At 41.4% G+C, this 19,672-nt stretch carries 15 protein-coding genes and 3 tRNA genes; 11 read left to right on the top strand and 7 right to left on the bottom strand.

What is annotated here, in order from left to right; genetic code table 11:
* Positions 1-5: 5 nt before the first annotated feature.
* The 4 genes from LXF01_RS11585 to LXF01_RS11570 are packed head-to-tail and all read left to right on the top strand — an operon-like array spanning position 6 to position 3,061.
* A complete protein-coding gene (locus LXF01_RS11585) occupies positions 6-950 on the top strand; it encodes a penicillin-binding protein activator (protein ID WP_180189962.1) in 945 nt (314 codons plus the stop codon).
* Positions 951-996: 46 nt separating this feature from the next.
* Positions 997-1,404 carry a YraN family protein gene (locus LXF01_RS11580; protein ID WP_078193291.1) on the top strand — a complete coding sequence of 136 codons (408 nt, stop codon included), beginning with the start codon at positions 997-999 and terminating at the stop codon, positions 1,402-1,404.
* 60 nt (positions 1,405-1,464) lie between these two features.
* Positions 1,465-2,163 carry a BON domain-containing protein gene (locus tag LXF01_RS11575; protein WP_078192932.1) on the top strand — a complete coding sequence of 233 codons (699 nt, stop codon included), beginning with the start codon at positions 1,465-1,467 and terminating at the stop codon, positions 2,161-2,163.
* A 25-nt stretch (positions 2,164-2,188) separates the two neighbouring features.
* Positions 2,189-3,061, top strand: coding sequence for an alpha/beta hydrolase (locus LXF01_RS11570; RefSeq protein ID WP_180024161.1), 873 nt, complete (start codon positions 2,189-2,191; stop codon positions 3,059-3,061).
* An 85-nt stretch (positions 3,062-3,146) separates the two neighbouring features.
* Here the strand turns inward: LXF01_RS11570 and nudC are convergent, their stop codons facing one another.
* The 3 genes from nudC to dnaQ all read right to left on the bottom strand — a co-directional run bounded on the left by nudC (position 3,147) and on the right by dnaQ (position 7,098).
* A complete protein-coding gene (gene nudC / locus LXF01_RS11565) occupies positions 3,147-3,920 on the bottom strand; it encodes an NAD(+) diphosphatase (RefSeq protein WP_180157645.1) in 774 nt (257 codons plus the stop codon).
* The gene (locus LXF01_RS11560; RefSeq protein WP_180157643.1) at positions 3,920-5,566 is read right to left on the bottom strand and encodes a chemotaxis protein; all 1,647 of its coding nucleotides are present in this window, start codon (positions 5,564-5,566) and stop codon (positions 3,920-3,922) included. Before LXF01_RS11560 ends, nudC begins: the two co-directional genes overlap by 1 nt.
* A gap of 128 nt (positions 5,567-5,694) precedes the next feature.
* Entirely contained in the window at positions 5,695-7,098 is a 1,404-nt protein-coding gene (gene dnaQ / locus LXF01_RS11555) for a DNA polymerase III subunit epsilon (protein WP_233944377.1), read from the bottom strand.
* 206 nt (positions 7,099-7,304) lie between these two features.
* Between dnaQ and LXF01_RS11550 the strand changes: the two genes are divergently transcribed.
* The 7 genes from LXF01_RS11550 (at position 7,305) to LXF01_RS11520 (ending at position 18,243) form a co-directional block, all read left to right on the top strand.
* A complete protein-coding gene (locus LXF01_RS11550; RefSeq protein ID WP_233944376.1) occupies positions 7,305-10,643 on the top strand; it encodes a LysM peptidoglycan-binding domain-containing protein in 3,339 nt (1,112 codons plus the stop codon).
* A 26-nt stretch (positions 10,644-10,669) separates the two neighbouring features.
* Complete coding sequence (locus LXF01_RS11545; protein WP_233944375.1) at positions 10,670-12,508, top strand: extracellular solute-binding protein; 1,839 nt, start codon at positions 10,670-10,672, stop codon at positions 12,506-12,508.
* Positions 12,509-12,541: 33 nt separating this feature from the next.
* Entirely contained in the window at positions 12,542-13,609 is a 1,068-nt protein-coding gene (locus LXF01_RS11540; protein ID WP_233944374.1) for a microcin C ABC transporter permease YejB, read from the top strand.
* Positions 13,609-14,622 carry an ABC transporter permease gene (locus LXF01_RS11535; RefSeq protein ID WP_233944373.1) on the top strand — a complete coding sequence of 338 codons (1,014 nt, stop codon included), beginning with the start codon at positions 13,609-13,611 and terminating at the stop codon, positions 14,620-14,622. Before LXF01_RS11540 ends, LXF01_RS11535 begins: the two co-directional genes overlap by 1 nt.
* Positions 14,597-16,198 (top strand): ABC transporter ATP-binding protein, encoded by a 1,602-nt coding sequence (locus LXF01_RS11530; RefSeq protein ID WP_233944372.1) that lies wholly within the window; start codon positions 14,597-14,599, stop codon positions 16,196-16,198. Before LXF01_RS11535 ends, LXF01_RS11530 begins: the two co-directional genes overlap by 26 nt.
* A gap of 112 nt (positions 16,199-16,310) precedes the next feature.
* Entirely contained in the window at positions 16,311-17,555 is a 1,245-nt protein-coding gene (locus LXF01_RS11525) for an NADH:flavin oxidoreductase/NADH oxidase family protein (RefSeq protein WP_233944371.1), read from the top strand.
* A gap of 43 nt (positions 17,556-17,598) precedes the next feature.
* The gene (locus LXF01_RS11520; protein WP_326489492.1) at positions 17,599-18,243 is read left to right on the top strand and encodes a YiiX family permuted papain-like enzyme; all 645 of its coding nucleotides are present in this window, start codon (positions 17,599-17,601) and stop codon (positions 18,241-18,243) included.
* Positions 18,244-18,309: 66 nt separating this feature from the next.
* On the opposite strand, the gene LXF01_RS11515 is transcribed toward LXF01_RS11520, so the two are convergent.
* The 4 genes from LXF01_RS11515 to LXF01_RS11500 form a co-directional block, all read right to left on the bottom strand.
* A tRNA-Glu gene (locus tag LXF01_RS11515) sits at positions 18,310-18,385 on the bottom strand.
* Between the two features lie 58 nt (positions 18,386-18,443).
* A tRNA-Glu gene (locus LXF01_RS11510) sits at positions 18,444-18,519 on the bottom strand.
* Positions 18,520-18,543: 24 nt separating this feature from the next.
* Positions 18,544-18,619: transfer RNA gene (locus tag LXF01_RS11505), tRNA-Glu, on the bottom strand.
* 132 nt (positions 18,620-18,751) lie between these two features.
* Positions 18,752-19,657, bottom strand: coding sequence for an alpha/beta fold hydrolase (locus tag LXF01_RS11500; RefSeq protein ID WP_233944369.1), 906 nt, complete (start codon positions 19,655-19,657; stop codon positions 18,752-18,754).
* Positions 19,658-19,672: the final 15 nt, after the last annotated feature.

Raw genomic sequence — 19,672 nt, 5'->3', positions numbered from 1 at the left:
TCTCCATGTTGGATAATAAGAACAAAATTTTGGGTCTTTGCCTTTTAAGCAGTCTGTTTACTGCTGCACAGGCAGACGTCTTGGTCATTCTACCTGAATCTGGCCCTATGGCGCGAGCCGCATCCAGTATTAAGCAAGGTTTCAATAGTGCATATCAATCATCAGACTACAAAGTACCCATTAAGTTTGTAGATTCAAATCAAAAGCAAATTGCTGCGATATTGAAGCAACAGGTCAATAAAAAAACTCAATTGGTGATTGGCCCTTTAGCACGCCAAGATGTTGAAGCACTTGTAAAAGCAAAGCCTAAAGTCCGCGTGTTGGCTTTAAATGAAACGACGAGCCAAATTCCAAACGTCTGGCAGTACAGTTTATCGAAACGGGATGATGCCCTAGCACTCCAAAAAGTCTTCGAAAAAGACAAATTAGCGCAAGTGTTAGTGTTACGTCAGCCCGCAACAGAGGCAGAGCATGAATTACTACTCATGTCCTTAATTAGTCAAAGTTCAGTGCCGATACAAGTGGTTGAACAACTCCCAACGAAGCTGGACAAAAATCAAGGGGTGCTGTTGCTGGGCAATAATGAATGGTTAAACAGTCAAAAAAAACTACCTAAAGCAAAACTATATAGCGTCGCCAATGCGATTGAAGCCACTAAGCCCATTCCTGTAGGGCTGAAATTTTGTGATGCACCTGCATTGCATGACGCGCGTTGGCCTGACCTGATCCGAGCTTATGAGGAAAATCCAGTAGATATGCCATATCAACGTCTTTTAGCTTTTGGTGGGGACACATGGCATATTGCAAAACAATATTTGCAAGAACCGAAATTAAAAAGCATTGAATTTCAGGGGCGAACAGGACTAATCAAAATTAGTCAAAACAATATTCAGCGTGTTCCTCACTGCTATGAGCGAAGTAAAAAAGGCATCGTAGCGATCTCACTATAGGGATGAAACGATGCAGCTAAACTTAGAGCAGATGAATATAGGACAGATGAATCTGGGACAGTGGGCAGAACAGCAAGCGCTACGTTTGGTTGAGCAGCAAGGCTATGTACAGGTGCAACAGAATTATCATAGTCGTTATGGTGAAATTGATTTGATCGTCACACGTGGTCAAGAATTGGTGTTTATCGAAGTTAAAGCTCGTTCGCATACCCGTTATGCCCAAGCCATCGAAAGTATCTCTATTCATAAACAACGTAAGATGATGAAGACTGCGTTGCATTTTTTAAATGAACAGTCCCATTTTCAAAATTATTATTGTCGCTTTGATGCAATTTGTTTTGATTTTTATCAACACTTTGCAAAAACACTACAGCAAGACTTTTCTAAATACCCGTATCATCAGCAATGGATTGAAAATGCTTTTACTTTTGATCAAGAGTTGATTAATCTTTGATAAAACAAACTGTGTAAACGCATAGAAAAATACGTGTGGAAATTTGAGGAGTCGTGCTGAGTGGTTAAGCGTATTGCAATAACGATGCTTTGTGTCGCAAGTTTATCTGGCTGTGCGAGTTTTATTTCGAATGGAACAGGATCAGCACCTGTAGGAACTGAAAGCGGCGCACGCTCATTGGGACAAGTTTTTATTGACTCTTCCATTGTTCGAACAGCAAAAATTAACTTATATAAATTAGATACTCGTTTTAAACAGTCACGTGTCAATATTGAAAGTTTTCATGGCAATGTCTTATTGACTGGGCAAGTGCCGGATAATCATTTAAAAGAATTGGCAGAAGAAAATGTCCGTTCAATGAGTGATGTCAAAACTGTACATAACTATATTACAGTGGGTAATCAGATCAGCTATAGCACCATCATGCAAGATACTGCGGTCACTGCGAATACCCGTGGTTTGATTATGAAAGCGCCTGTGGTATCTGACAGCAAAGTACACATTCATACTGAAGATGCTGTTCTTTATGTGATGGGCCGTTTAAACAGTGCGGAAATCACAGACTTAAATCAAATCTTGCAACAAGTGGGTAATGTAACGCGAATTGTCACTTTAATCGATAATATTGATCAGAACCCAAATCCACAGGCACGTTCAATTAACTCTAGTTACACCACACCTGCTGTAGGCAATGTGCAACCTGAAGTACAAACGCCTGTAGCGATAGATCCGGATGCTGTCGATCCAAATGCTCAATAAAATGTCGGAAATGATGCTGTAAAATATGAATCAATGGTCTCTGCGGCTTCAGCAAAAAATGGATTTGGCTAAATCTTTATACCGCAATTTTCGGTTATATGATTTTGGCAGTTATGCATTAAATCGACTGACACCCAAACAAGGATATCATGTTCAAAATAATATTCCTTATGGTCTAAAAGCGCGCCATCGCCTAGATTTGTATCGCACGTCAGCACCTCGTCAGCAACGTCCACTCATCGTGTTTGTACATGGTGGAGCGTGGATGCATGGTGACAAAAAGGATTATGGATTCATTGGTGAAGCTTTTGCAAAAGAAGGCTTCGATGTTGCGGTCATCAATTACCATCTCGCACCTGAATATATTTTTCCGGCTTCAATTGATGATCTTAGCCTTGCATTAAACTATTTGACGCAGTCTCAGCATAAGTTGCAGATTGAAGTGGAAAATGTGGTGTTAATGGGACATTCGGCAGGGGCATTTAATGTCATGTCTGCACTGTATCATCCGACGCCTTATCAGCTACAAGTGAAAGAGAATATTCGTGCAATTGTGGGATTGGCAGGGCCATATCATTTTGATTATAAAGGTGATCCGATTTGTGCAGATGCCTTTGATCAAAATGTACCGTATCAACAAGTGATGCCGTATTATTTTGTTGAGCACAATCAAGTGAAGCATTATCTATTCACTGCGGATAAAGACAATATCGTTGGCCATAGCAATAGTGAAGATTTTGATCGTCGATTAAAAGCCTCAGGCAACCATAGTCAATTGATTCAAATCCCTCGTGTTGGGCACATCACGATGATTGGTTCAGTTTCGAGTCTATTTAGTCGCTTCTTTAAAACCAAAGCTGAAATCATGCGTGTACTCGATGAAATTAGTCCACCTTAATGTCTTTAGTTAAATGATTGAAAATAAAAAACCGCCAAGTATGGCGGTTTTTTTATTGCATGATTTATTTACTAAAAATAGCTACTTATAACCATGCTTCGGTGTCATCTGCAACAGCAGACCCATGGATGACATGCATAATCATCGAATGGGCGATACTTCCTTTGAACGGAATTTCAGGTAATGCATCAAATTTAAAGAAAGCCGCATCACTTATTTCTTCTTCTTGTAATTGAAGCTCACCTGAAGCATATTCTGCTTTAAAGGCGATCATTAAATTACTTGGGAAAGGCCAAGGTTGGCTTGCCAAATATTGAATATTTTTGACCTTCAGCCCAACTTCTTCTTCAGTTTCACGACGAACTGCTTCTTCTAGAGTTTCACCCACTTCAACAAAACCTGCGATCAGTCCATACATAGCACGGACATTTTTTGCATTTTTAGCCAATAAGATTTCATCTTCACCACGGGTAATGATGGTAATGACACAGGGGTTTACACGAGGGTATTGGTGATAACCGCAAGCAGGGCAAACCATGGCATATTCTGTGGCGTGGACTTGAGTTGCTGTACCGCAGTGGCTACAAAATTTATGATTACGGCGCCATTCTAAGAGTTGAATAGCACGGCTGGCTTGTTCAAATTGCTGTACATTCCAAAGTTGTAGAAGCTGGCGAATAGGAATGAGCTGTAAGCCTTCAGGAATTGGCTCATTTTCAAGTAGATCACGGGCAATCACTTGATCACCCGTGCCAATATTTAAATCACTTGCGAGTTGTTCAACTTCGGGAAGTTGAAAGTTTTCATCGACCAGCAATTGCTGTTGTTTGAAGATATACGCAAGTGATAATTTAGACATTAGGCTGCTGCTGATTTCAGTTTTTCGCTACTGTCCAATGCTACCTTAAACATGCCCTGTAAAACAGGTTGTTTGTTCTTTAAATTGTCAATCAACATATCTGCGCTTGCCAATGAATCTAATGCTTGATTCACTTCATTTGCTTCAATCGCAGTTGAAGACTCAACACGTTTCAAAATGAATTGAGCTGTTGAGTTCAGTGCATTTTGAGCCGCATCTGCATTGAGGAACAACATCGCACCACCAATTTCACGGAATTGAGTTGCAGTCGCTTCAAGTTGTGTCAGATCTTGGTTTTGTAAATACTGAACCAAAGATTGGCTAGCAGCATCAATTAAAACCTTGGTCTCATTTAACAGGGCAGCATGTGCTTCATCTAAACGGTCGAGTGAAATATTCATATTATTCACACGAAGTTGTAAGCGGCTAGAAGTGTGATGACGCTCAAGCACACCAATCGAGTTCATGGCAGACAAGATATTGTTCATCAACTGCTGGGCAAAGTTTTCATCTTGTAAAATCTCAGCATTACCTAATGACGCGGCTTGACGCGACAAGTCGTTATACGCTTCATTTAAGTTCAAGACTTTGAAAATATTTGCCAATTCGTTCAATTTTGCTTGAAGTTCTTGGGTTTTTTCAGGCGTCATATTTTGATAGTTAAATTCAATATCATTACGAATTTGCGTCATTTCAGTCGTAACCAATTCACCAATGGTATGCATGGTGTCAAAGTCAGGACCATATAAATGACGACTGAAAACTTGCAATTGAGTGTCGGTAAGAAGGTCTTCACCAATATTTAATTTGCCACGAATATGATGAGAAATGTCATCTTCTTGGCTAATGTTTAGACTTAAGACATTGGCTAAATCAGAAATGGATGCTTTAAAGCGCTCAGTTCCTGCAAAATATTGAGCCATATTGCGCTCAATGCTCACCAAGGTACGTAAGCGAGCATCGGTAATTAAGATTTGATCAATTTGATTAAACGCAACAAAAACCAAGTTCCAATATTGTTTGCTTGGATGTTTGTCTGAAAGACCTGCTAAATACGCACCGACCAATTTAATCGCTTGCAGATCCAGCTCAGTTTCTTCTTGTTTAATCAATTTATTCAACGCCAACTTATACAGACGGTGAACGTATTTTGATTTTTCAAGTGCAGGAGCTTGAGGTAAGTCAAAGTCAGGAGTAATACAATCGAGTAGGGACTCAATGTGTTGGCCTTCCGACGTTAGAGGTTTACCCAAAGACAGTTCTAGACGATTAAGACTGTCCAGCAGAAACTGTGGAATTTTAACTTCACGTAGGCAGATAAATTCGATATAGCGTTTCAGCATGGTCGTGCCTTCGCTCAGTGCGATGACCTCTTGAGTGTTAATTTGCGCAGGATTCCCCATGATCTTGCGCATTAACTCTGCTGAATATTGAGCGATTTTTGCCAAACTTGGCATATCAACTAAAGCTAGTACTTGAGCACATTGTTCAAATTGAATCAGTGCATCATCAATCCCGAAAGGTAAAGTTTGATCTTCAACTAAGGTGCTGACTGCTGATTCGACTAACTTGATTGAGTTATCAACCTCATTTTTTATTATCAGCAAAGCCGTTGGATCAAAATGGATAGAGGTTTGGTAAGACATGTATCTGCACCTTTCCTAGATGTTTTATCTTGTTTATTAACCGCCCCTTAAGGCGGTCCATGTTTATGGTTTTACTATAGCGTATGTAAGAATTGTTTATATACAAAAAGTAACACGAAATTTAGATTTTATTTCGCAAAAAGGCAAGGTGTACCATGTTTTTCTTCAAATTGTTTGACCCATGTCTCATGGGCTTCAAGTTCATCTGCTGAAGGTAAAATCACAGGTAATTCTATTTCAACAGCGGCGCGGGTTTGCGAACCATCTTCATTTTGCGAGTGGGTCAGGGCATCGATATCAAAGGAAACCTGACCGCCCGTCATTGCTAGGTATACGTCAGACAGAATTTCCGCATCGAGTAACGCACCATGGAAAGTACGGTCACGTTGTGGAATTTCGTAACGACGTACTAATGCATCGAGTGAGTTTTTCTGGCCTGGATGCTTGGCTTTGGCCATAGCCAAGGTATCGGTAACTTCGCAAACTTCAGATAAGGCCACAAAACCGGCACGTTTGAACTCCATATCAAGGAAGTTCATATCGAAGGTTGCGTTATGCGCAATGATTTCTGCGCCTTTTAGATAGTCAAATAAGACATCAGCAATTTCAGCATACAGTGGTTTGTCTTTTAGAAAGTCATCACTGATTCCGTGAATATTTTCAGATTCACCGACAGGTTTTTGCGGGTTGATATAAATATGAATTGAGCTACCGGTCAGTTTACGGTTAATCATTTCCACCGCACCGACTTCAATAATACGGTCGCCATCTTGGAAATAGAAACCTGTGGTTTCCGTATCCAAAATTAATTGTCGTGGGCCAGATACATCGACGGTTGCTGGTGTAATGACAATCATTGGATGGATTTCAGCAGCTTGCTTAGACTGTGTAGGAGCACCTGCACTCAACATTGAAGCAGTGTCAGTTGCTTGTTGTTCTATCGCAATGTCATCAATCTGCTCTGCGTCAATAGCTGTCTCAGCAGAGATTTCTTCTGCTTCATCCTCGCTATCAGCAAATTCAAGTCCAAACGGATCATTTAATAGCCAGTCGGGTTCAGCTTTTTTTTTAGGTGCTTCAGCTGTAGTTGATGCCGCTAGTTTGATCTGTTCGAGGGTTTTTTCTGCGCCTAGATTGGCCAATTGATCAGCCATTTCATTTCCCGGATGGCCTGCATGCCCTTTAATCCAGTTCCATTCAATTTCCCGACCCTGACAAGTTGCATCCAGTAATTTCCACAGATCAGGATTTTTAACATCTTTCCAGTTTTTCTTTTTCCAACCATGTATCCACTCGGTAATGCCTTGTTTGACATAGTTAGAGTCTGTCCAAATAATCAGTTTTGCATCGGACGGACAGTGTTGAATGCCTTCAATTGCAGCAGTCAATTCCATACGGTTATTGGTGGTTTCAGCTTTGCCGCCGCAGAGTTTTTCTTCTCCAGTTTCACGGATGATATACGCCCCCCAACCCCCTAAGCCAGGGTTGCCTTTACATGCACCATCAACATAAAGCGTGATTGTTTGAGACATAAATCAAATCCGGAGAAAAACGAGCATTCAGAACCGTATATTGTATAACGCAAATGACAGAGAGAAATCCATTTCTGGCGATTTTTTTAATTTCTTGTAACATTTATACTGAAATAGCGTTAAATTAACGCCTTGTGTCTGTGTTCTGCTTCACTACAATGGCATATCTAAAAAATAAATTTTATATGAGTTGTCTGGATTTTTTTATGTATAAATCAACTGCGACTGTCTGGCAGCCTACGTTACCACAAATTTTTAAATTTACAGTCTTGGGTTCTGCGCTCGCAGCTCTTGGTCTGACGGGCTGTTCTTCATCGCAAACGACTAAGCAGAACTCAGCAAGTAAACAAGTTGGCTCAAACTTTCTCGATGCCAATAGTTTAGATTCACTCGAAGATTTACTTTCTGCAACAGACATGCGTGCCGTAGAAGGCGATCGCCTTTTAGTACTGAAGCATGGTGATGTCTGGAAGCGTATGACCGTCGGTTTCAAAATGGATTTGAACCACTGGGATACGCGAATTGAAGCGCAGCGTGGTTGGTTTATTTCACGTCAACCATATATTGATCGTTTAAGTGCGCGTGCGTCCCGTTATTTATATCACACGGTTAAAGAAGCAGAACGTCGTGGTTTGCCGACTGAGTTGGCGTTATTACCAGTGATTGAAAGTTCTTATGACCCAGCAGCAACCTCAAGTGCAGCCGCAGCGGGCTTATGGCAATTTATTCCAAGTACTGGACGTATTTACGGCTTAAAACAAACCTCAATGTATGATGGTCGTCGTGACGTAGTGGAATCAACGCGTGCAGCTTATGAGTTTTTAGGTGCGCTACATAACCAGTTCGGTTCGTGGGAATTGGCTTTGGCTGCATATAATGCAGGGCCGGGCCGCATTCAACAGGCGATTAACCGTAACCGTGCGGCAGGTTTGCCAACGGATTATTGGTCGCTAAAACTGCCCCAAGAAACCATGAACTATGTCCCACGTTTCTTGGCTGTTGCTCAAATTATTAAAAATCCAAGTGCCTATGGCGTAAGTTTGCCACCAATTGCCAACCGTCCACACTTTCGTGAAGTGGCTGTAGGGCCTGCAAATTTAAATGAAATTGCATCTATTACCGGTTTAAGCCGTGCAGAACTCTATGCACTAAATCCCGGGCATCGTGGCGATGTGATTGACAGCAGTAGCCCAATGCGGATTTTAATTCCTGCGGATGTGAGTCCATCAGTCGATGCACGTTTGAAAAAATTACAATCAGGTGGTTCATCAGGTTATTGGGCAAGTAATTCAACTTATAACTTACCAAAAAATAATGTTGAAATAACACCGTCACGTGTTACTCCGCCGGAATTAAATAGTAAAACTATTCAGCCCGCTAAAGTGACGCCACCTACGCTTAAAACACAGCCGACAGTGACAGCTTCTGCCAAATCACCTGTAGTCGCTGCAACGGTAACGCCGAGTGTTCCATCAGGAACGAAAGGCAAAACGCCAATAGGATCATCTGCTTTGGCTGCATTTGCATCGAATAGTGATATTCCAAGTGCGCCGCGTATTCCAGTTGCTGTAACACCTTCGACGCCTGTGAAAGCCGTATCTGTCGAGCCACCACTCAGCGCAAATGAGCGTGAGCAAATCATGGCGGCTATTAAAGCTGAAGGTGAGACCAAAACAGTCGATGAGGTATTAAAACCAGTAGCGACCAAAGCAGAACAAGAAGAAGTCGTTCAGGAAATTAAAGCTATTGCACCGAAAGGCACTGAAATAGTCGATCCTTACGATGGCAAGATTAAGTTGACTGCGATTCAGACCAGTCAGTCGATTGCAGATCAACAAGGTAAAGAACTGACCAAAGGGTTCTCTTACCCGAAAAGCGTGGCTGAAAATACAGGTGCAGATTCCGAAGAAGCCAAACGCAACCAAGGTAAAAATGTCATTCGTACAGATTCTGAAATTGTAGTTGTACCACCTAAAGGTAAACGCAGTACTTATACAGTTTTGGCGGGCGACACATTAGCGTTGATCGCGATGAAAAATGGCGTGAATTGGCGTGATATTGCAGCTTGGAACCAAATTTCGCCAGATTCGACCTTGTATGTCGGTACGACCATCTATTTATATGATGCGAAACCGATTGTGCAAAATAATGAAGAATCGAAAGCCAAGCCTATTGCAGATAGCTATGTGGTGAAAGCAAATGACAGTCTTACAGCTGTTGCGAGTCAATTTGGTTTAAGTACGAAGCAACTCGCAGACTACAATGGTTTAACCACCACGAGTGGTTTATATGTTGGGCAGAAATTATCCTTAAAAGAAACGCCTGCATCTAAAGCAAAATTGGAAGCTGACAAGAAAGCAGCTCAAGTTGTCGAAAAACCTGCAAAAGTTCAAACCAAATCCTACACGGTAAAACGTGGTGAATATCTAAAACTCATTGCAGATCGTTATGCGCTGTCAAATCAGGAGTTGGCAGATTTAACAACTGGTTTAACGGCTGGCAGTAGTTTGATGGTTGGGCAAAAAATTAATGTGCCATTACAATCTATAGCAGATGCAGAGAGCAAAGTTGAGAAGCTCGAAAGCAAAGTCGTGAATCGCATTGAAAATGTCAAAGTTGATCCTGCGTATAAAGTTGAAAGCTATAAAGTGCAGCGTGGTGATACGCTTTACAGCATTGCGACGCAGTCAAAAATCAGTTTGTCAGAATTGGCGAGTCTAAATGATATGTCGGTAAATAGTGGGCTGATGGCTGGGCAAAGCATTAAAGTTCCTGCAAGTTCAACTGTTCCGGATACATATGTGGTGCAGTCTGGCGATACACTAACAGGCATTGCTAGTCGCTATGATTTAGGCATGGACTATGTCGCAAATTTAAATGGTATAGAGCGTAGTTCTGGTCTACGAGTTGGGCAGAAATTAAAATTAACAGGTGATGTCGCACCGGTTAAAGTAGAAACCAAAGCTGAGGCGACCAAAATTGAAAGCAAAACCAATACACGAACGAATTCCGTTGATGCGACCGATATTCATGTGGTGAAATCAGGTGAAACGTTGGGTGTGATTGCGAAGAAATATCATCTTCAATTACGTTATTTAGCTGAATTAAATGGCCTAAATACCAATAGTGCGATTCGTGTAGGGCAGCGTTTAAAAGTAGATGGTGAACTACCTGCTGATGTAGCTAGTAAAGCAACTGAAACCAAAAAAACGGAAGCTAAATCCTCTACGAGCAATGTGAAACCAACAAATACTGAAAGCTATACTGTGAAATCAGGCGAGTCTTTAAATTCGATTGCTAGTCGGACAGGTTTAACTGTAGCGGCATTGGCTGAATTAAATAACTTGAACCCCCGTGCAGGACTGCGTGTCGGTCAAAATTTACAAGTCCCTAAAACTATCAGTGAATACCGTATTAAACGCGGCGATACGCTGATTGGTTTAGCAAGCCGTTATGGACTTGATACATCAAAACTTGCTGAAATGAATGATATACAACCGTCTGCTCAGTTACGTATTGGTGAAGTCATTAAAGTACCAAACTGAGTCCAAACATTAAGGAGTTAAGTTGAATGTATTCTGCTTCAACTTCGCGTTACGTGTTTGGTGTGACTTTGAGCATACTTTCAACAGGGGCGTGGGCTGCGTTGCAGACCACGCCTTTTCTTGCCATACATAGTAGCCCTCAATATCATCAATTACAGGCAATGCCCTATGCCAATCCTCTTGCCAATAAAGGGGGATATATCACGACCTCGAGTATTGGGAGTTTTGATAATTTAAACAGCATGAATGGAAAAGGGCGTTCTGTTGAAGGTATCAATTATCTTTTTGATAGCTTGATGAGTTCATCTTTAGATGAACCGGGTGTGATGTATCCATTGCTTGCCGAAAAGGTGACATTTGACCCGAAAAAAACTAATTTTGTTATTTTTCATTTAAACCCAAAAGCACGGTTTAGTGATGGTTCTGAACTCACTGCTGAAGACGTTAAATTTAGTTTTGATACCTTTCAAACTAAATCAAATCCCGGTCTACAAATGTACTTAGCGGATTTGGACAAAACAGATGTTTTATCTAAATATCAGGTGAGGATGAGTTTTAAATCTGGTCATAATACTGATATGCCCATGATTTTGGCGCAAATGCCGATTTATTCCAAAAAAGATTGGGCAAAAAAAGATTTTACTCAAATTACATTGCAGCCCATATTAGGCTCAGGCCCTTACACGATTGAGACGATCGATGCAGGTAGGAGTATTCGCTACAAGCGAAATCCTGACTATTGGGGGCAGAACTTAGCCGTCAATCGTGGTCGCTATAATTTTAACCATCTGAAATATGTATATTATCGCAGCCCAGACATAGCCTTTGAAGGCTTTAAAGCAGGTCAATTTACGTTATATGAGGAAAAGACCGCACGTAATTGGGTGGGAGCGTACAATTTTCCTGCTTTTAAAGACGGTAAAATTGTCAAATATCGCTTTAAACATGAACGACCGATTCCCACAAAAAGTCTCGTATTTAATACCCGTCGTGCGCCATTTAGTGATATTCGTTTTCGACAAGCGTTAACCTATGCTTATGATTTTGAATGGCAAAATAAAGCATTATTTTATGGGCAGTATCAGCGTTTGCAGAGTTATTTTAGTAATAGTGTGCTAGAAGCGAAGGGGAAACCCTCTATCCAAGAGTTGGATATTTTAAAACCGATGTTATCGCAACTTGATCCTATTCAACGACAGGGGGTTTTATCCAATTGGCAATATCCCGTTTCTGATGGCAGTGGATTTAATCGAAAAAATCTGCTGCATGCACGCCAACTGTTATTGAATGCGGGTTATCGTTATCAAGACGGCAGATTGGTGGATGCAAAATCTCAGCCTGTGAAATTTGAACTTTTGATTCAGCAACAAGATTTGCAGCGAACCTTAATGCCATTTATACGAAATTTGAAACGTTTAGGTATTCAGGTGCTATTGCGACAAGTAGATGGGCCGCAATACACCGAGCGTATGCGAAATATTGACTTTGATATGATCGTGGATGAAATGCCTCAATCGCTCACTCCAGCGGGTGAGCAAGCTCAACTTTGGGGCAGTCAAGCAGCTGACCAAGTGGGTAATTATAATTACGCAGGGATTAAAAATCCTGTAATAGATCAGCTCATTCAACAGGTGATCAATGCTCCAAATCGGGAAGAATTGATTATTCGTACGCGTGTTTTAGACCGCCTGCTCAGAGCGGGTTATTATCAAATCCCAATGTTTGGGCAAAGTGAAAACTGGTTTGCCTATTGGCATATGTATAAGCAGCCTTATGTCAAACCTAAACTTTCTGTTGGGATTGACTATTGGTGGAGTGATGCAGCTCAAACCAAGCACATAACACAATATCTACGGCAGCAATGAATACACCTGAAGGACAAGGAATGTGAAAGCAACATGGGCACATATATATTAAAGCGTTTGCTCCTGATTATTCCGACGTTGTTTTTCATTTTATTGATTAACTTTGTGGTAATTCAGCTTGCTCCGGGTGGGCCAGTTGAGCAAGCAATTCAGCAAGCCGAAGCTTTTCAGGGTATTGGGACAACGAGCGGTGGCGAAACGGCAACGTCTAGCATCAAATATCAAGGTGCCAAAGGCTTAAGTGAAGAAATGGTGGCAAAAATCGAAGCGCAATATGGTTTCGATAAACCATTATTCGAACGTTTTTGGCTCATGTTAAAGGGCTATGTAACGCTAGATTTTGGTACCAGTTTTTTTAAAGATAAGCCTGTGACTCAGCTGCTTTGGGAAAAGCTGCCTGTATCCTTATCCCTTGGCTTATGGAGTACCTTGCTGATCTATATGGTGTCTATTCCATTAGGCATTAAAAAAGCCCGTCAACATGGTCTGTTATTTGATAAAAGTACGTCTATTTTATTGGCTATCGGCTACGCCATTCCTGCTTTTGCCTTTGCCATTTTACTTATTGTATTTTTTGCAGGTGGTTCATATTTTCAGTGGTTTCCTCTACAAGGTTTAGTTTCAGAGAATTTTGCTGAGTTAAGTGTATTTGGCAAAATTGCAGATTATTTTTGGCATATGGTGTTGCCTTTGTTTGCTATGGTAATTGGTGGTTTCGCTGGCTTAACTTATCTGACCAAATACTCTTTTATGGAAGAATTAAATAAGCAATATGTTCTTGCTGCTCGTTCTAAAGGTTTGACCGAATCACGTGTGCTGTATGGGCATGTATTTCGTAATGCAATGCTCATTGTCATTGCTGGTCTGCCAGAAGCCTTGATCGGCATCTACTTTGTGGGAAATCTATTTATTGAAATTATTTTCAATTTAGATGGTCTGGGATTGTTGGGGTTTGAAGCCATCGTACAGCGCGATTATCCAGTCATTTTTGGCACCTTGTTTATTTTTACCTTGATGGGGCTGATCTTAAGATTAATCAGCGATGTCATGTATCAAATGATTGATCCACGAATTAATTTTGATTCGCAGGGGGCAAAATAATGTCTCCGATCATGCAAGCGCGTTTTCAACGTTTTAAAGAAAATAAATTAGGCTTTACATGCTTTATCAGCTTTGCCTTGATTTTTATGTTGTCATTAGCTGTTGAGTTTATTGCCAATGATAAACCGCTCTTGGTCAAATACGATGATTCTTTATACGTTCCCGTATTAAAAAGTTATCCAGAAACTGCTTTCGGTGGCGTTTTTGAAACTGAGGCAGATTATAAAGATCCTGTGGTACAGCAACTGATTGATGATAAAGGATGGGCTGTATGGCCACTGATTAAATTTTCCTATCAAACACCGAACTTAGAGTTGGCTGTGCCTGTGCCATCTGCACCGACTGCACAAAATTGGCTCGGTACCGATGACCAAGGACGTGATGTGCTCGCACGTATTTTATATGGATTACGTGTGTCGCTCCTGTTTGGCTTTGCATTAACCTTCGCTTCAGCCATATTGGGCATCATCGTTGGGGCGATACAGGGCTATTATGGTGGCTGGCTGGACCTCATTGGTCAACGAATTTTGGAAGTCTGGGGTGGACTACCGATGCTATTCATGGTGATGATTTTGGTCAGCATGTTTACGCCGAGTGTGTATTGGCTCTTTGTCATTATGCTGTTGTTTGGCTGGCCCACTTTAGTTGGCTTGGTTCGTGCGGAGTTTTTGCGGGCGCGTAATTTTGACTATGTACGTGCAGCACGGAGTCTTGGTGTTACAGATAGCACCATTATTTTTCGGCATATCTTACCAAATGCGATGAGTTCCAGTCTTTCACAGCTACCTTTCATGCTTACGGCAAATATTACAGCACTGACAGCCTTAGATTTCTTAGGGTATGGCTTACCGCCTGATGCAGCATCTTTAGGTGAGTTATTGCTTCAAGGGAAAAACAATCTGAATGCACCATGGCTAGCCTTATCGGGGTTCTTTACATTAGCGATCGTGCTGTCTTTATTGATTTACATTGGGGAGGCGACACGTAATGCATTCGATCCAAGACGTCAATAATCATCAAGTTAATGTACCTCCCATCGTATTAGCGGTTGAACATTTACATATTTCACATGCAGCACAGGTCTTGGTTGAAGACCTGAATTTTAAATTGCATGCAGGTGAAACGTTAGCCATTGTTGGAGAAAGCGGTTCAGGTAAATCGATTAGCAGCCTAGCTATACTCGGTTTGTTGCCAAGTGATCTGCAGGTCACAGGCAGCGTCAGCCTGAATGGACAAAATATTCTTGGACTGAGTCCTGAGCAGCACCGAAACATTCGTGGACAGAAAATTGCCATGATTTTTCAAGAGCCGATGACGGCCTTAAATCCCTTACATCGTGTGGAAAAGATTGTTGGTGAGTCATTGTTGTTACAGGGATGGTCGAAGGCAAAAACACGGCAGCGCGTTATAGAATTATTAAATGATGTGGGTATTCCTGATGCTGAAGATAAGTTAAGGCGCTATCCACATGAGTTATCAGGCGGGCAGCGACAACGTGTCATGATTGCCATGGCATTGGCCTTAGATCCTGATATTTTAATCGCTGATGAGCCAACTACGGCTTTAGATGTCACCTTACAAGCGCAAATCTTAAATTTATTAAAGTCGCTACAACAGCAGCGTAATATGGCGATGATATTAATTAGCCATGACCTGAATTTGGTCAAGCGCTATGCCGAATATGTGATTGTGATGAATCGTGGGCAAGTGGTGGAGCAAGGTGGTGTTCAGGAAATTTTTGAGCAGCCGAAGCAGGCGTATACCAAAAATTTATTAGACCATGATTTTGGTTCAGCAATACAGGTTTCGCAAACGCAGACACTTTTAGAATTACGCCAGTTAGGAGTGAAGTTCCCAGTCAAACAAGGCTTATTGAACCGCATTAAAAATTATGTCGTTGCGGTAGAAGCTTTGGATTTAACAGTGGCTGAAGGTGAGTCGATTGGTATTGTTGGAGAGAGTGGTTCAGGCAAAAGCTCTTTAGCACTGGCTATTGCTCGGCTCATAGAAAGTGATGGTGAAATTATGTTAAATCAACACGCCATCAATCAACTTTCAGAAAAACAGCTCAGACCTTTACGTCGTGAATTTCAAATTGTCTTTCAAGATCCATTCAGTAGTTTAAATCCACGGCTCAATGTAGAGCAAACCATTGGCGAAGGTCTGGCCTTACAGCATTTATCTGCAAATGAAATTGCACAGCGTATAGATGAAGCATTGCAGAAAGTCGAATTAGCCAGCTCATTTAAGCAGCGTTATCCACATGAGTTATCGGGTGGGCAACGACAGCGAGTTGCCTTGGCACGTGCGCTGGTTTTACGTCCTAAACTGCTGATTCTCGATGAACCCACATCGGCGCTTGATCGGACGACACAAAAAGCCATCGTGAAGCTATTACGGCGTTTGCAGCAAGAATTTAATATGAGTTATTTATTTATCAGTCATGATTTACACGTGGTCAAAGCCCTGTGTCAAAAAGTGTTGGTACTGCGACATGCCAAAGTCATGGAGTTTCAAGACACTGAAGATCTATTTGCACGACCACAAACGGACTATACCCGTAAATTAATTGCAGCCAGCCAATACTAAAATCAAAGCTATGGATATTTTGACATGTGTCATTGTCAAAATATCCTTGACCTTTAGAAAATAATAATTAGAGTAAATACTCAGGACTTATTATTTCATTTTGGACATTGCCATGAGCCATTTAGCTGAAAGCTTTAAAATTCGTAATACCACATTTAAAAATCGCATCATTAAAGGTGCAATGAGCGAAGCATTGGCCAATACCGCAGGCCAACCCAATCACTTACATTTTGGGTTATATGAAGCTTGGGCGAAGGGTGGTTTAGGCTGTGCCATTACGGGTAATGTCATGGTGGATTTTCGTGCTAAAAATGAGCCTGGTGTTGTTGTCGCTGAAACTGAGCGAGATTTAGCACAGTTAACACAATGGGCTGAGCTAGGCAAGAAGCACGGCATGGTGCAATTGGTTCAACTTTCACATCCGGGCCGCCAATGTCCAAAAGGTTTGAATAAGGAAACGGTTGCGCCGTCCGCTGTACCATTTAGTCCGATGCTAGCCACAACGTTTGGAACACCGCGCGAACTTCGTGAAGATGAAATTTTGGATATCATTCAGCGTTTTGCAAGTGCCGCACACATTTGTGAAAAGGCAGGCTTCGAAGGCGTGCAATTGCATGGTGCGCATGGTTATTTAATTAGTCAGTTCTTGTCGCCACTGACCAATAAACGTCAAGATCAGTGGGGTGGTTCAAATGAAAATCGCATGCGCTTTTTGCTTGAAATCTATAAGGCAGTTCGTGCAGCGACGACCGATGATTTTATCATTTCGGTCAAACTGAATTCTGCTGATTTCCAACGCGGCGGGATTAGCGAAGCAGATGTGATCGAGGTCTTTAAGGCAATCGATTCCGCAGGGATTGATATGATTGAAATCTCGGGCGGTTCCTATGAAGCGCCAGCGATGGCGGGTGCTAAAGAAGAAAAACGTAAAGCCAGTACCATTGCTCGTGAAGCTTATTTCCTCGATTTTGCGGACAATATCCGTAAAGAAGTGAAATGCGCGTTAATGGTTACCGGCGGGTTTAGAACCGTGCAAGGCATGAATGCTGCACTAGACAGTGGAGCTTGTGATTTTATTGGTATTGCACGTCCATTTGCTGTTGAAGTCGATTTGGCTGATCGTTTATTGGCGGGGCAGGATGTTCGTTACGGCGTAGATAAAATTAAAACTGGCATACCGATGATAGATAAAATGGCGATTATGGAAATTATTTGGTATGCCGCACAGTTTAAATCGATTGGTGAAGGAAAACTGCCAAATCCTAAACTTTCGCCCTTAAAAGTGTTTTTTAAATATCTCAAAGGTAATTTAACCGCGGTCATTAAAGGGCAAGTCAATTCACGTAAGTCGGCTTAATCAATCATTGAATTTTTAGAATCAGGGCAACCGACATATATTCATGTTATGGTTGCCTTCATTCATATCAATATTGCTTACAATAAAAATGTCTAAAATTTTAATATTAATAGTCATTCTTTCGGGGCTCAGTTCTGCCCTCTATGCCCAGTCCGTATTTCAGACGGGAGATATTATTTTTCATATCTCAAAGTCACAACAAAGTTTAAGCATTCAAAAGGCCACACATTCGCCCTATAGTCACATGGGCATGATCGTAAATAAAAATAACCAAACCTGGGTGCTTGAAGCTATTCAACCTGTGCAATATACCGCTTTAAATCAATGGATCGCACGTGGGGAGAATGCTCACTATGTGGTGAAAAGGCTCAAACAACCCTTAAATGTGCAGCAGAAAACGAAGCTGGTGCAACATGCGGAAAAGTACTTGGGCAAACCCTATGATATATATTTTGAATGGGATGACCGTGCAATTTACTGTTCTGAAATTGTTTGGAAAGCTTATCAGCATGCTTTAGGAATCGAACTTTCTCCATTACAACAACTGAAACAATTTGATTTAAAACAAAATGAAGTCCAGCGTCTAATGCGGCAGCGCTATGGTCAAAATATTCCGCTGAATGAGCAGGTGATTGCCCCTAAGTCCATTTATGATTCAAAACTTTTAAAAGAAATATTTAGAAATTAAGGCAATAAAAAAGCCCAAGTCGCAATGCTTGAGCTTTTTAATGAGTGATTAAAACCAACTCGAATATGGCGTCCCTACGGGGATTCGAACCCCGGTTACCGCCGTGAAAGGGCGATGTCCTAGGCCTCTAGACGATAGGGACAGTACAGAAAGCAAATTTTAAAACCGTTTATTTCAGTCTAAGTTTTTAGACTAAATAATGGCGTCCCTACGGGGATTCGAACCCCGGTTACCGCCGTGAAAGGGCGATGTCCTAGGCCTCTAGACGATAGGGACTTAATAAAATGTACTTCTGAAAATTGGCGTCCCTACGGGGATTCGAACCCCGGTTACCGCCGTGAAAGGGCGATGTCCTAGGCCTCTAGACGATAGGGACGTTTCAGAGGTGGGCGTATATTAGGGTGAAAATCGGGGGGTGTCAAACGCTTTTCTATAAATAAATTCAGTTTTTGTTGTTGAGTGCATAAAATTAAAACAATTTGCTAAAAATGTTTGAAAAATACATTATTTATGTCGGTTTTTTCAACACTTGTAAGATTGTAGCAATAACTTCTGGATGCGTTAAATATCCAGCAATATCGTGTGGGTGTTCAATCGATGTCTGAATTTGCTGGTTGATAATGGCGGGTTGAAAATCAAATGGTGCCTGACTCAGTGGAAAAGCGCTGAGAAAATCATCATGTGAATAAAAGTTTAACCAATCGCCTGAAATTGCATCAGGTCGCTGTAAAGGCTGAGGTAAGTGGGCTTGGATGACACGAAAAGCCAAAGGTGAGCCCAAGGTGATAAAGCGCTGTATGTTGAGTTCAGGATGTAACAGTAAAAAATGATACGCAATCACGCTACCTAGCGAATGTGCAATCAACAGGGTGGGTTTCGTTTGATGTAATTGCTCATGCAGACGAGTATGAACTGCCTGAATAAAGTGTGGATTGGATAAATAGAGATAAGTTTCGACCAAAAATTTATGCAAAAGTGTGGCATGTAATTTTGGGAAATAATTCATTAAAACTGCAAAATCGCATAGGACAAGATCTTTGCCAAGTGCAGTGATCGATTTGAATGATTGGCTTAATCCAATAGCATCATTGAGGGTGATGTCAGGTAGATTATTTTGTACAGCATGATGCTCAAGTACTTTTGGTGATTTTTCTGGGAGTTCAGTGCGATGGATAAACGGAAAATGTGGCCACGTTTGAGGTGTCAAGGTGCTGGCTTGAAGCATATTCTGCAAATGATAACGCGTGAGTAAGTCTCCATAAAAAGGCATGCGCATATGGTGCTGTATATACGATAAAAAAGTCTCTTGATGGCTTTGCTTTAAGCCTTGAGACAACAGTGCAAGCCAATGCTGTTCGAGCGTACGTGCAGTTTGTTGCTGTTGATTCATGCCATGGATAAAGATGATCTGCATATTGCACCTCATCGA

This window comes from Acinetobacter sp. SH20PTE14 (assembly GCF_021391555.1).
Taxonomy (GTDB): domain Bacteria; phylum Pseudomonadota; class Gammaproteobacteria; order Pseudomonadales; family Moraxellaceae; genus Acinetobacter; species Acinetobacter amyesii.
This window is presented reverse-complemented; position numbering and strand designations above follow the sequence as displayed.